The organism is Oceanobacillus sojae, assembly GCF_900162665.1.
Classification (GTDB): domain Bacteria; phylum Bacillota; class Bacilli; order Bacillales; family Amphibacillaceae; genus Oceanobacillus; species Oceanobacillus sojae_A.
In genome coordinates, this window is the sequence record NZ_LT727810.1 from 103,837 (window position 1) to 116,889 (window position 13,053).

Consider the following 13,053-nt stretch of genomic DNA (forward strand, 5'->3'; position numbering starts at 1 on the left):
ATTATATAATGTTTAAAAGTCTCCCAATTAAACCAATCGCAAAGCAAATTAGCATCAGCCAATAAATTGCTTTCTTATTTTTAATTAGAGCGAAATAAAATAGTAATGTAATCACCAGTGGAAGCAGGCTCGGAAAAATTTGATCAAGCAGTTCCTGAAGCATAATTTCTTTTCCGGCACTCGTCCATTCTGCGGTTAATTCGATTTTTACAAAGTTCACAATCATGGCCCCGGTAACCATCATCCCGACGATTGTTGCTCCTTGAACAAATTTCTGGATTACATCGGAACTTTTCATTTTAGCAATGAGCTGGACACCGAATTTATATCCCCAAAAAACTCCAAAATAACGTGTTAAGACATTTAATAATACATTGGGGACAATGAAAATAATTGGACCTAGTATATTTCCGTTAAGTGCTAATCCAGCGCCTATTGCTGCAAAAATTGTCATAAATGTTGCTTTAAATACGGAATCTCCAATACCAGATAATGGCCCCATTAAAGCAGTTTTCGTAGATGCAATTGTTTCGTCGGTAATGACACCCTGTTGGGCCTTCTGTTCTTCCAAAGCTGCAGCAACACCTAATACAACGTTTGCAGTATAGGGGTGACAATTAAAAAATTCATTATGCCTTTTTAAAGCTGACTTATATTCTCCCTCATCAGAATATAATCGTTTGAGAGCTGGAACCATCGCATAACCAAAGCCTAAACTGATATATCTTTCATAATTGATACTAGCCATGCTGAAAAATGATCTTACAAAAACACGCCATAAATCTTTTTTCTTCAATAGACTTTGCTCATTTTGAGAGGTGGAATCTGCTGCTGTAAAGGTTTCTGTATTTTCTTTTGATTTACTAATCACTGATATGCCGGCTGCTATCCCTAAACCTAACAAAGATACTGCTAAAACATTTAGGTCTAAGTAAACCGATAGTATGAAACCGATTAAAAAGAATGGCCAAAACTTTTTAAGATCCATCATTTTCAAGAGCATAGCCATCCCAATAGCTGGGAGTAGACCTGCGGCAATTTCGAGACCTCCAGAAACCCATCCAGGCAACGCGTCATTTATCCGGCTAACGAAATCGCTGCCAAAGTAAATCGCAAGAAAAGAGGATACAAAAAATACACTAAAGAAAACGAGTATTCCGGACAGGTGGAGGAGCTCCATTTTTCTGGTGTTTCCATCGACAATTGCTTTATCTGATTTATGAACTAAATAAATGTTTAAATTCCAAGCTAACATGATTAAAAATTGTGCTAATATTCCAATCGGCAGAGCAAGAGTGATTCCCAGAGCGGTGGACTCAGCTTGAATAGCATAAATTGTCCCGATAATTCCTGCAATTTGTGCATTCGGGGGGACAGATCCGCCAATCGGGAGGACCCCCATAAACATTAATTCAACACTTGCTCCGACAATTAATCCGGTTTGCAAATCTCCAAGTATTAATCCAATTAATGGACCAGCAAAAATAGGGCGGCTAATCATCCAATAACCATAACCGTAATTTTCTGTAATGAGAAGGGCTACTAAAACACTCAACAATAGTGCTGCTATCAATGTCATTTAAACTTCTCCTTCCATTAAATTCTGCTTATTAAGTCAATTGACTTATCACTGGGAGCTGTGCGTACATCTAAATAAATATTCTTTGAAGCTAAATCTCGAAAAATCTTTTTTTCATCATCATTCAGATAGACTGTTTTCGTGACTTCTTCTTTTCCTTCTTTAAAATACATTCCGCCTACATTAATTTCCTTAAAATGAACTCCTTGATTTGCTAAATCCAAGATAGTCTGCGGTCCTTTCACTACTAAGAATGTATTTAATTTATTTTCTGATTTAAAATAATTACTTGCCTCATCTACAGAAAGTAATTGAAACTTCTTTCCCTCTGGAACCGCCATTTCCAATAACATTCTTTGCATTTCATCATTTACCAGCACATCATCCACTACCACAATTTCATTCACTTGATATGCAACAGACCATGAATAAGCTACCTGTCCATGGATTAATCTCTCATCTATTCTAGTTACTGCGATACTCATTCGAGCTCCTCCTTTTTCTATATGTGTCCAAAAAAATGAAGATTTTGAACATCCTATATTAAATTATTTTTTGAATCATTTTATTGGATTCTTCAATTAAATGGTTAGCGGTGATATGACTATCTGTGCATGCTGTAATAATCATAGCCAGATGATAACCTGAAATCACCGTAACTCCTTCCTCTTGTTTTCCTATTAGAGTTGCTACGTTTCCTGGAGTTCCACCTTTAATATCTGTTAATATCCAAAACTCATTATCGCCATCCACTCTGCCTTTATCTATCAGCGAATGAAGCCGTTTATGGTAATCTTGTGCACTTTCAGATGCGTATAGATTTATAGCATGTAAATGAGTTTGTTCTCCTAAGATCATTTCTGTGGATTGTTTCATTCCTAAACATCCATCACCATGTCCTGCTAAAATAACCTGCCTCATATTTAATCCTCCAATGCTAATCTTAGAAATTCATTTTTAGAAGCCAGTAGCTGTTTTGCTTCTTTCATTTCCAAGTTTTTCTTAACCATAATAATAGCCAGCTTCAACTGATAATCTGTTCTTAATAAGATTTGCTGTGCTTCTTCCATGGGGATTTCTCCAACTGTGCTCAAAATATGTTCAGCTCTTCTTTTTAATTTTTTATTGGTAGCCTTTACATCTACCATCAAGTTTTCATATACTTTTCCAATACGAATCATTGAAATGGTAGACAGCATATTTAAAACTTTTTTCTGAGCTGTCCCTGATTTCAATCTTGTAGAACCAGAAAGTACTTCCGGCCCAACATCCAACTCAATTTTCAGTTGAGCACACTTGCCTATTTCCGAGTCTTTATTACATGCTAATGCTACAGTTTGCGCATTCTTTTCTTTCGCATAATTTAAAGCTCCTAAAACATAAGGTGTGCGTCCGCTTGCAGCAATTCCTACAACAATATCTTTGTTGGATATTTTAAGCGCTTCCAAATCAGAGCTTCCTTGATTAAAGTCATCCTCAACTCCTTCTATTGCTTCGACAAATGCTTTATTTCCTCCAGCTAAAACTCCGATTACCTGATCCTTAGATACACCAAAGGTTGGAATACATTCAGCTGCGTCTAAAACACCAAGACGGCCGCTCGTTCCAGCGCCTACATAAATTAGCCGGCCTTTTTGCTCAAGGCATTTCGTAATTTCAGTAATTACAGTTTCGATATTCTTTTCTTGGTTCTCAATGGCAAGATCGACTATTTTTTCTTCTTCATTCATGAATTGAATAATTTCAATCGTACTCCATTGATCGAGATTATTTGTTCTGTTATTGCGTCTTTCTGTTAAAAGCTGTTCCAATTTTTCTCCTCCTTATTGTATTTTTATTATTTATAGAATAGCATTTATGAAATTTAATTTCAATATTTATTTTAATTTTAATGAAACTTTATGCAATTTAGCTCGTTATATAATATAAAAAAGAGATTGTTTCCTTTGTGCAAGTTGATGAAAGGGTTTACGATATAATTAAGGAGGAAAGAAGTAAACGATGGAAGGGCGGTGTTGCCATTATCGGTCATGAACCAGATAGAGAAATAAAGACATATGCAAGAAAGTACCTAATCATAGATGAGCAATTGGGAGAAGACGTGGAACAGGGAAATAATGCTGATGCTTTATATATCAATGTCCAGGATATTATGGATAAAGGCTAGGTTGACCTGGAAGCAGGCTGGTATGGAGATGGTGCGCCAATGTTTACATTTACAAGTCCAGATGTAATGGGAACGCATAATTTTACCACCCCGCCTAAATCCTATTTATCTATGATTTATCGTGGGTTAAAAGAGGTTGATCTTACGAAAGAGGGAATTGTAGAATATTTCTTATCTAAACCTGGAATTGAAAGGGGGTTTACAAGGGAATTGCTGTTTCGGTATATTTTTGTTGATTATAGTGTTCATAACTTGTAACAGCTAATAGATATGCTTGCGATAGTCTCTCTCTCTTAAATAGTCCTTAAAATAATAAAAGTCATGAGTTTCCAGTTAAGGAAGAAACTCATGACTTACAAGTTTTATTTAACTAATCCTGTTGAAGCAAACGCAATGTAAAATTTCTAACCTACTTAACTACTTTAATAGATTTCTCCAATCTTTCCAACCCATCTATCACTTTGCTGCGCGGACACCCAACGTTCATCCGCAGAAACTTTCCTTTATTTACATGATAGACGCTGCCAGACATAATTCCTACATTCCCGGTATTTACTAAAGCATGCTGTATTTCATCATCGGATGATTGCAGATTTGAGCAGTCAATCCATGCAAGATATGTGGATTCCGGTATCTTAAATGTTATATCTGGAAGCTGGTTTTTGATAAAAGAAGATACAAGGTTCATATTTTCATACAGGTAGTCCACCAGATTATCAACCCAATATGCAGAATGATTATATCCTTTGATAATAGAAAGTAGGCCGAATATAAATGCACTTGATAAGCCGTCACGCTGCTTCATGATGGTCAAAAATTGATCTCTTGCTTTTTTATCCGGGATAAATGTATATGAGCCGCCTAAGCTTGGCGTATTAAATGTTTTACTGGCAGAGGTACAGATAAATATATTGTCCGGATTACTCGTTATATTGGTTATAGGTATATAACTGCGATTTCGATAAACAATATCCATATGAATATCATCGGAAATAATTTTTACTTGATACTTTTCGCATAGTTTAATAATATGCTGCAGTTCATTATGATTCCAGACTCTCCCGGTAGGGTTATGCGGATTACAGAAAAGCAGCACTTTTGCCTTGGAATTGGAGAGCTGCTTTTCTAACAAATTAAAATCGATAGAGTACGAACCATCTTTATAAAGCAGCGGATTCTTGACCATCTCCCTATTAGAAGCAGTCAGCTGTTTGAAAAAAGCATCGTATCCCGGAGTCTGTAGGATGATTTGATCGTGTTTCTCTGTTAGAATTTCAATTAATTTGGAAATAGAATAAATAACACTTGGGCTATAAACAATCCAATCAGCAGGAATATCGGCAGTGAAACGAGATTTGTACCAATAGGTGATAGATGATTTATATGCATTATGATTCCACCTTGTATAGCCAAATATCCCATGTGCTGCATATTCTTGTATTGCCTGTAAAATCTCAGGCGGACATTGAAAATCCATATCTGATATGGAAAAAGGGAGAACGTCACTTTTACCGAAACGATCTTTAGCGAAATCCCATTGCGTGCTATACGTTCCTTTTCGATTAATGACCTTATCAAATGGAATAGTCAAAAAAGCACCTCCTGGCTCATTAAAACGATAGCCCTGTATCTTCTGATTCTTCTACATCGCTCTCCTTACGTAAGAATCCTACTGCTAATGCGATAATGATTATGGCAATAAGCAGACCAATTAATAGCATAAATGGACCGTTGACAAATGGCAGTCCCCAGACCCCAATTGCTGCGGGGATTGGAGATTGAGCTCCAAGTACTAATGCAATACCGCCACCGATACCAGAACCAATTGTAATAACAGGGATTACTTTTAGAGGCGTAGCTACTGCATAGGGAATTGCTCCTTCTGTAATTCCTAATGTTCCCATCAAGGCGGCTGGAATAGCGTTGGTTTTCTCGGATTTTGAGAACTTATTAGGGAAGAGCAGTGTTGCTAAAGATAACCCGAGCGGCGCCCCCATAATACCAATCCAGCATGCTGCCATAGGGGCGTAAATTCCTTCAGCCAGTGTAGCATAACAGAATGCCAGAGCGATTTTATTAACTGGACCGCCCATATCAAATGCCATCATTGCTGCAATGATAAATCCTAAGATTAATAGATTATTGCCTTCCATTGAATTCAGCCAGTTTTCCAAGCCAGTCATTGCCGGGGCTAGTGGCATGGAAATTAACGACATGAAAATGGCGGAAGCACCAATACCAAGTACTGGGATAATCATAATCGGCTTAATTACTGCTATGTTGGGATGCATCGGTATTTTTTTCAACTGGTTGGTGATCCAGCCTGCAAAGAAACCGACTAAAATACCGCCGATATATCCAGTACCAAGTTCAGATGCAAACACACCGCTTGCTAAACCAACTGCAATTCCTGGCCTGTCAGCAATGGAATAAGAAATATAACCTGCAATCATTGGAACCATCAAACCTAAAGCCCATACTCCATAGTTAGATAACTGTTCGCCTAGAGCAGTATCTTCCCCAATAATTACCCCTAATGAAAGTAAAATACCGCCAGCGACGACAATAGGAATCATATAAGAAACCCCTGTCATCAAATGTTTTTTAGCTGTGTTCCACATAGGTCTCACTCCTGTTTTTTTATCGTTTTGCTATTGCATCTTCAATTACCTTCGCAGCATTTTTAACTGCTGCTGCAACAGGAACTTCGTGGATGGTTTTATCATCAAACCTGTTTGCTTTTTCGATCTTTGTATCAATTGCCCAAATGACTAAATCAGCTTTTTCTAAATCCTTTGCTGTGATTTCATTTTCAATTCCCATGGATCCTTGCGTTTCTACTTTTATTTTGTGGCCCAGCTTTTTGGCTGCTTTTTCTAATCCTTTTTTTGCCATATACGTATGCGCTACCCCGGCTGGACATGCAGTTACTGCTAAAATATTCATTATTAAACCTCTCCTTTGTCTGTGAAAATATCCGTAATTGTTGAAAGAATTTCATGTTTTGTTTTTGCTGAAAGCAGTGAATGGACGAAATGTTCTTCCATCAGGTTCTCTGATAGCGTAGCTAATAATTTCAAGTGAAGGCTTCCTTCATGTTCGGTTGGAACAGCTAATGCTATCAATAAGTGTACTGGTTTATCATCCATTGCTTTCCAATCAACAGCATCTTTTAGTGTTATTACGCAGATAGCGGGTTTAAGCACCTCTTCCATCTTTGCATGGGGGATTGCAATGCCGCTGCCAAACCCCGTTGTTGAGTTTTTTTCTCTTTCCATCATTCCGTGGTAATAAGTTTCTGCACTTTTTACGCATCCAGCTTTCAAAACAAGATCAGCAACTTTTTTCAAAGCTTTTTCTTTTGATCGTGCTTCGACATTAAGCTCAACTAAACTGTCATTTATTAATTCTGATTTATTCATAGATGACTCTCCTAACTAAATAGACCCAATAATGTCTAAGAATGCGTCATAATTTTTAGATAAACATAGTTTTTTTACATTATCAGGTGACTGAATAATTTCATACAAAGATTCGAATATCCCCTGAAATTTTGTCTGGAGTCTTTTTTCCAAGACGATGATCATCACTAATTGGACTTCCTCTGTCTCTGACCATATTAATGGTTTCTCCAATACTGCAGTGCAGATAAACGATTGGTTGGAAATCATATGCAGCGGATGGGGAATGGCAACCATATTTCCAATGGAGGTTGGAGATATTCGTTCACGTTCCATAATAGAATCCCGGATTTCTTTTTCTATATAACCCTGGTTAATCATCGCTTTTGTCATCGTTTCCAGCATCTCCATTTTTGTTTCCGGTTTTAAATTCCGGAAAAACAATTCTCTACGGAAAAATGGTTGGATGACATTATTTTTGTTCTGCATTTTCTTTAATGTATTCTGGACTTTTATAACATCTTTATCATCCAAAATAGACGGCACATGTACAACCGGTATTCCCAGATGCCTTTCAATGGGAACAGTCGTCAAGATAAAATCGGGTTTTTGTTTTAAAAGTTCATCCAGCTGATGTAGGGCATATACGCCAGTAAGGTTATAGCTGTTACCCAAAACATGAGACAGCTTTGTTAGAAGCAGCTCTGACGTTGCCATCCCTGATGCACATACTAACGCGATTTTCTTCTTGGATACGTATTTTATCCGTTGTCTTTCAATAGCTGCACCCAAATGTAAAGCTAAAAAACCGATTTCATTTTGATTTACCTGGAAACCTGTAGCTTTTTCCACATAATGTGCTGCAATAACACCTGTTTCAAATGCAAGAGGATATTTAATTTTTATTTCATCAATCATCGGATTTCTGATATTCATATTAAAAGTGAGTCTGGTTACTAATTGTTTCAAGTGCAGACCGAGACTATAGAACAATTCTTCATCCTTATCGATATGCAGGCCTTTCAAGCCAATTTTCGTTTGTTCCATAATCTCCATTGTTAATTGGAAGATTTCTTTGCCTAAATATAATTTCAGATTTGGTAAAGATATTTCTCCTTTTTTACCTAATCTATTGCCAACTAAATGTAAAGCAACATACTCAATTTCCTGTTCAGGATTCTGGATATCATAAAGTGTTTCAATAGATTTATTAATTTTTTCGGCTATTCTGTATTCATTCTCCTTTTTGAGAAACTCTATATGGTTGATAGAGCTAATATGCTGGCCGCTTTTAATCCTGCCGATAGCGATCATGATATGGATGACGATTTTATTTAAAGTATCATCCATTACCTCCATATCATTTCTATTTAATTCATCAAGGATTATTTTTTTAATTTTATTTATATCATCCTCAAAGAAGTAATAACCAAAGCTATTGACGAGTTTAAGAATCAAACGGTTATCAAATTCTTCGCTGTGTATAAAGTAATCAGAAATGCAGAATCGTTTATTAACTTCATTTCCATCTGCTCTAATTCCCTGATGGTCTTTAACTATTTTAATGTTATAGCTATTTAAAACCTGTTTTATTCTCTTCAAGTCATTCTTAATCGTTGATTCACTTACGTACAACTCATTCATAAATGATTCAATTTTTATGCTCTTATTAGAATATAAAAGTCTTTTAATGATGAATTGTACTCTATCTTCAGGTGTGACAGTGACGGACGTATTATTAAATAGAGAATTTTCTGCTTCCACTTTATAAAGCAATTTTTTAAGCTGGTCTTCCGATTCCGCAGTTATTTTATAGCCTTTACTCTTTTTGGATACAATTTCTGTCTTGAATTCTTTCATTTTATAATTTATTGTTTTGATATCTTCACGTATCGTTCTTGACGTCACCCCCAATTTTAAGGCGAGCTTATCACTTGTGATAAATTCATTTGTTGAAGAGAGTATCTTAATTATTTCTGCCATTCTTAAGGTTAAATATAAGGACATTTTGTATCCCCCTAATTTTATTTTAGTTAATGAATCCAAAGGTGCACAGGGAGTCTTTTTCCGTTAGGTAGAGGAAATGAGTTACTTAAAGAGGAAGGAATGGAGGGAAGATAAAGAAGCAGAGACTTTAACAAACCCGATTACGAATTTATTATACAATATAGTTAACCGAGTTATAGTAATATGAAGTTATTCAATGTTAAGGTTATTCCTTTGTGCAAGTTAATGAAAAGGCTTACAATATAATTAAGGAGGAGATCAAAAATGAAAAATGAACAAGCAAAGCAGATTGTCTATGTGAACACGTTTACGGATGGAATACTGGATCCAGAAAAAGCAATGCTTGGACCCGTAAAGGACGGCGGGTATATTATCGCTAATACAGCACCCGGATGCTGGGGGCCGATGATTACACCATCTCTTCAAGGCGGACATGAAGTGACACAGCCGGTTTATGTGGAAGGAGCAGAGGTTGGTGATGCAGTTGCTATTCAAATTTCTTCTATTCAAGTGACGTCTATGGTTACTGCATCGGGTAATGACCGCACTGTGGAAGGCCATTTTATTTCTGACCCATTTGTAGACGCAAAATGCCCTGAATGTGGAACTGTGAACCCGGATACGATTATAGCAGATGTCGGGTCAGAAGCAGTCCGGTGCTCAAATTGCGGAACAGCAGTTACTCCTTTTCAGTTCACGAACGGATACACCATTGCTTTTGATGATGATAGAACAATAGGAGTTACTCTGCCGAAAGAAGCAGCTGAAAAAGCAGGAAAAGAAGGTCGTAAAAACATGTGCACACCTGAGCATTCCGTGCAAAATCCAATCGTATCTGTGACTCCTCATGACATTGTGGGCATGGTCGCCAGGGTACGTCCTTTTTTAGGACAAATTGGAACAACACCTGCTAGAGCTATGCCGGATTCTCATAATGCTGGAGACTTCGGTCAATTCCTGCTGGACGCTCCCCACGATTACGGTATAACGAAGGAACAGCTGGAAGAGCGTACAGATGGCCATATGGATATTAATCGGGTTCGGGAAGGAGCAGTTTTAATTTGCCCTGTAAAAACAAAAGGGGGCGGCATTTATCTTGGAGATATGCATGCGATGCAGGGAAATGGCGAAATTGCCGGACATACAGCGGATGTTTCTGGAATTGCTACTTTAAAAGTAGACTTGCTAAAAGGAATCAAGCTTGACGGCCCTATTTTACTCCCTGTTGAGGAGGATCTTCCATATAATGCGAAGCCGCTACCTGCGGATGAAAAGTCGAAAGCTTTAAAAGTTGCTAAAGCACATGGTTTTGAGGAAATTGAGGAGACTGCTCCTGTATCATTTATTGGAACAGGTGCAGATTTAAATGAAGCGACGGATAATGGTTTACAGCGCGCAGCTTCCGTACTTGGAATGAGCGTTCCAGAAGTCATGAACCGCGCGACTGTTACGGGGGCTGTTGATATTGGACGCAACCCGGGAGTTGTGACAGTTACGTTTCTGGCTCCGCTGTCTACACTTGAAGATGCAGGGCTGAGTGAAATTGCTATAAAACATTATCATTTATAGATTGATGTATAAGCGAATCCATAATAATACATTTAAAAAGGTGGGATAGTAATGGGATTACTTAATGACAAAGTAATTTTAGTCGCTGGTGTTGGCCGTGGATTGGGAAGGGATGTTGCCAGAAACATTCTTGATGAGGGTGGATCTGTTATTATGGGAGATTTAATGGAGGATCAATTGGTGGAAATACAGCAAGAACTTGATCCATCAGGAAAGCGAACTTTTGCACAGCATCTTAATTTAGCAGATAAGCAGAGTAACGCAAATCTAATAAAAGCGGGATATGAAAAATTTAACCGCCTTGATGGAGTAATCCAGGTTGCTGCCTATGATAATACAATGGGTGGATTATTGGATAACAATTTAGCAGATTGGGATAAAGTATCGGATATAAATATTAAAGGTACATTACAATTAGTACAAGAAGCCGTTCCTTACTTGAAAAAAGATGAGGGCGGGGCAGTAGTATTTATTGGTTCTGCTTCTGCTGCCATCCCAAGCGAAGATTTTTTACAAATGAGTTATGGTATCGGGAAAGGGGCATTGAGAACAGCAACGCATTATTTATCGAAAGAGCTGGGACCTTTAGGTATCAGAGTAAATAATGTTGCACCGGGATTCAAATGGGGCCCTGTATTGGAATCGGCTTTTCAGGCACAGGCAGATCAATACGGTCTTACATTAGATGAAGTAACAAAACCGGTGAAAGATAAAATGGCTCTCCGCCGCTTCCCGACAGATGATGATGTAGCAAAATCCTGCGTATTCTTTTGTTCGGATTATGCAAAAAATGTTACAGGGCAGAATTTATATGTGGATGCTGGTTATGTGTTGAATTGATGGCTTGTTGTTACTGGTGGACAAGGAGATTGGATAGTGATTGGATTTATTTAGACCATTAATTGCTTTTATAATAAAATACACCTCTTCTGTTTTGGCTATGATTTCAGATAAATCAACTATACCAAAAAGGAGAGGTGTTTTTACTTGATGTGAAATTAAGTCAATTATTACGAAGCTTTCATATCTCAGATTTACTTTATTAAATTTATTGCAGAGCAACTAGCTATAGGCTACAAAGGCGTTGTGACATGACATCGCAAATTTAACCACTCAGTGGGGAAGAAAATAAAATCCCCACTGAGTGAAGTTTCACTTTATCTTTTTGGTGCTCTATATCCAGCTTCTTGAGCTTCTGATTCCGAACAAAACCAATCAACAACATTTGTTGTTCGATCATAGTAGGTGCTGCCAGGAGTATGATAGATTCCGGATGTACTTCCTTTTATGTTACAATCACCTTCAACTGCTGATGTACTGGTATCAGCAGAGTCTTCTTCAGAGGTGTCTGAAGCATCGGCAGTGGAGTTACTGGAACTGTCAGCATCTTGGCTTGCTTCCAGTTGCTGCTGTAATTCACTATTGCTTTCTTTTAATGCAGTAATTTCCTCGGAGAGTGATTCATTTTCTTCCTTAACTGCCTCATAATCTTCTAATTTTTCGTTTTCTTCTTTTAATACAGTAATTTCCTCAGACAGAGTTTCATTTTCTTCTTTAATTTCCTCGTAATCTTCTAATTTTTCATTTTCCTCTTTTAATTCGTCAACCTGACTTTGTAAGTCATCATATTCTTCTTGAAGGGTGGAATTAGCATTTTCTAATTCCTTGATTTCAGCAGTTAATTCTTCATTCTTTTCTATTTCTTTGTCTAAATCCGCAGCATTATCAGTACCTTCAGTACCACACCCGCTTAAAACAGTGAGAAGCATAGCTAACGCTAATACGGGGAGATACTTTTTCTTCATTTTCCCTTTGGATGGCGGATGCGATAAAGTATAGATGGTTAAGCCTGATAATACAAAAATCATTGATAATACGATTAGAGTATCCATTGTTATACCTCCATTAAATGTTCAGTGTATTTAATATGTAATGTTTTGACTATTGGCAAGCGGTTTCCGGCCTAGTAGTATTTACCGACTAATATATACTTTTAAGTGCAGCTGCGCTTATACACTAATAAAAAAATAAATGTAGCTTGATATGTTATTTAGTGTATAAGAAGAATTATATCGTTAAAGTTGTATCAAAATAAAAGGAACAAAAAGCAGCTGACGTTAAACGCTTTCTTTTCACTTCCTCCCTTAAATATGTATTTGAAAAGCATAAGTTATAAAGCAATACTCACTTTATAATATTTTCTATCAAATAGTAACTACTATAAATAATGTAACATATTAGTAATGTTTTTGTAAAATTTTCTTAATTTAATAGAACAATGGACCGTCATGCAATTAGGAAGATAATAATTCTTAGCTGGTTTGTCATTC

At 37.0% G+C, this 13,053-nt stretch carries 14 protein-coding genes; 4 read left to right on the plus strand and 10 right to left on the minus strand.

Translation table 11 applies throughout. From position 1 onward, the window contains the following. Position 1: 1 nt before the first annotated feature. From BN1068_RS04310 to murQ, 4 genes are read right to left on the minus strand one after another with little or no spacing between them, the layout of a single operon-like run. A complete protein-coding gene (locus BN1068_RS04310; protein ID WP_077601608.1) occupies positions 2–1,579 on the minus strand; it encodes a PTS system mannose/fructose/sorbose family transporter subunit IID in 1,578 nt (525 codons plus the stop codon). A gap of 17 nt (positions 1,580–1,596) precedes the next feature. Beyond that, complete coding sequence (locus BN1068_RS04315) at positions 1,597–2,064, minus strand: PTS sugar transporter subunit IIB (protein ID WP_077601609.1); 468 nt, start codon at positions 2,062–2,064, stop codon at positions 1,597–1,599. Between the two features lie 58 nt (positions 2,065–2,122). Continuing rightward, entirely contained in the window at positions 2,123–2,500 is a 378-nt protein-coding gene (locus BN1068_RS04320; RefSeq protein WP_077601610.1) for a PTS sugar transporter subunit IIA, read from the minus strand. Between the two features lie 2 nt (positions 2,501–2,502). After that, a complete protein-coding gene (murQ, locus tag BN1068_RS04325; RefSeq protein ID WP_077601611.1) occupies positions 2,503–3,390 on the minus strand; it encodes an N-acetylmuramic acid 6-phosphate etherase in 888 nt (295 codons plus the stop codon). A gap of 137 nt (positions 3,391–3,527) precedes the next feature. Here murQ and BN1068_RS04330 point away from each other — a divergent pair, with 137 nt between their 5' ends. Continuing rightward, positions 3,528–3,746, plus strand: coding sequence for a hypothetical protein (locus BN1068_RS04330; protein WP_077601612.1), 219 nt, complete (start codon positions 3,528–3,530; stop codon positions 3,744–3,746). Between the two features lie 39 nt (positions 3,747–3,785). Continuing rightward, complete coding sequence (locus tag BN1068_RS04335; protein WP_077601613.1) at positions 3,786–4,004, plus strand: hypothetical protein; 219 nt, start codon at positions 3,786–3,788, stop codon at positions 4,002–4,004. A gap of 151 nt (positions 4,005–4,155) precedes the next feature. On the opposite strand, the gene BN1068_RS04340 is transcribed toward BN1068_RS04335, so the two are convergent. From BN1068_RS04340 to BN1068_RS04360, 5 genes are read right to left on the minus strand one after another with little or no spacing between them, the layout of a single operon-like run. Beyond that, positions 4,156–5,337 carry a MalY/PatB family protein gene (locus BN1068_RS04340; protein ID WP_077601614.1) on the minus strand — a complete coding sequence of 394 codons (1,182 nt, stop codon included), beginning with the start codon at positions 5,335–5,337 and terminating at the stop codon, positions 4,156–4,158. A 19-nt stretch (positions 5,338–5,356) separates the two neighbouring features. Beyond that, on the minus strand, positions 5,357–6,367 hold the full coding sequence (locus BN1068_RS04345; protein WP_139344721.1) for a PTS fructose transporter subunit IIC: 1,011 nt from the start codon (positions 6,365–6,367) through the stop codon (positions 5,357–5,359). A 19-nt stretch (positions 6,368–6,386) separates the two neighbouring features. Further along, complete coding sequence (locus BN1068_RS04350; RefSeq protein WP_077601616.1) at positions 6,387–6,692, minus strand: PTS fructose transporter subunit IIB; 306 nt, start codon at positions 6,690–6,692, stop codon at positions 6,387–6,389. A 2-nt stretch (positions 6,693–6,694) separates the two neighbouring features. Continuing rightward, the gene (locus BN1068_RS04355; RefSeq protein ID WP_077601617.1) at positions 6,695–7,168 is read right to left on the minus strand and encodes a PTS sugar transporter subunit IIA; all 474 of its coding nucleotides are present in this window, start codon (positions 7,166–7,168) and stop codon (positions 6,695–6,697) included. Positions 7,169–7,183: 15 nt separating this feature from the next. Continuing rightward, positions 7,184–9,154, minus strand: a complete 1,971-nt coding sequence (locus BN1068_RS04360; protein WP_077601618.1) for a BglG family transcription antiterminator — start codon at positions 9,152–9,154, stop codon at positions 7,184–7,186. A gap of 264 nt (positions 9,155–9,418) precedes the next feature. Here BN1068_RS04360 and BN1068_RS04365 point away from each other — a divergent pair, with 264 nt between their 5' ends. Together BN1068_RS04365 and BN1068_RS04370 are read left to right on the plus strand one after the other, a co-directional pair. Further along, on the plus strand, positions 9,419–10,723 hold the full coding sequence (locus BN1068_RS04365; RefSeq protein ID WP_077601619.1) for an acetamidase/formamidase family protein: 1,305 nt from the start codon (positions 9,419–9,421) through the stop codon (positions 10,721–10,723). A 51-nt stretch (positions 10,724–10,774) separates the two neighbouring features. Beyond that, positions 10,775–11,563, plus strand: coding sequence for an SDR family oxidoreductase (locus BN1068_RS04370; protein ID WP_077601620.1), 789 nt, complete (start codon positions 10,775–10,777; stop codon positions 11,561–11,563). Between the two features lie 317 nt (positions 11,564–11,880). Here the strand turns inward: BN1068_RS04370 and BN1068_RS04375 are convergent, their stop codons facing one another. After that, complete coding sequence (locus tag BN1068_RS04375) at positions 11,881–12,615, minus strand: sunset domain-containing protein (protein WP_077601621.1); 735 nt, start codon at positions 12,613–12,615, stop codon at positions 11,881–11,883. Positions 12,616–13,053 lie beyond the last annotated feature (438 nt).